The organism is Kitasatospora phosalacinea (genome assembly GCF_030268885.1).
Classification (GTDB): Bacteria; Actinomycetota; Actinomycetes; order Streptomycetales; family Streptomycetaceae; genus Kitasatospora; species Kitasatospora phosalacinea_C.
On the sequence record NZ_BSSA01000105.1, the window covers coordinates 1 to 545 of the forward strand.

Annotated in this window: 1 protein-coding gene; it reads left to right on the forward strand. The window is 69.4% G+C overall.

Features of this window, described 5'->3' with window-relative positions:
- Positions 1–528 (forward strand): IS110 family transposase (locus tag QSK52_RS39140; RefSeq protein WP_285741046.1); only part of this gene is annotated, 528 nt, incomplete at its 5' end.
- Positions 529–545 lie beyond the last annotated feature (17 nt).

The following is a 545-nucleotide window of genomic DNA, read 5'->3' on the forward strand; positions in this document are numbered from 1 at the left end:
GGCGACGACCTCGCGGTCCCGTTGGCCGCGACCCGCGCGGCACTGCGGCGGCTGGCCCGCCGCCATCAGGCGATGGACGACGAGGTCACCGAGCTCGACATCCAAATCGGCCCGCTGGTCAAGAAGGCCGCCCCCGCACTGCTGGAGCTGTTCGGTGTCGGCCCCGAGACCGCAGGCCAGTTGCTGGCCTCCGCCGGGGACAACCCCGAACGCATGCGCTCCGAGGCCGCGTTCGCCCACCTGGCAGGCGTCGCACCGATCCCCGCCTCCTCGGGCCGCACCCACCGCCACCGCCTCAACCGCGGCGGCGACCGAGCCGCGAACAACGCCCTCCACACCATCGTGCTGACCCGCATGCGCTTCGACACACGCACCCGCGCCTACGTCGAACGCCGCACCAATGAAGGCATGTCAAAGAAGGACATCATGCGATGCCTCAAGCGATTCGTCGCCCGCGAGGTCTACCGCGCCCTGACCAGGACACCCACCCCACAAATCACCCAAACCGACCTCGCTCCAGCAGCTTGACAGCCATAGGAGCATCC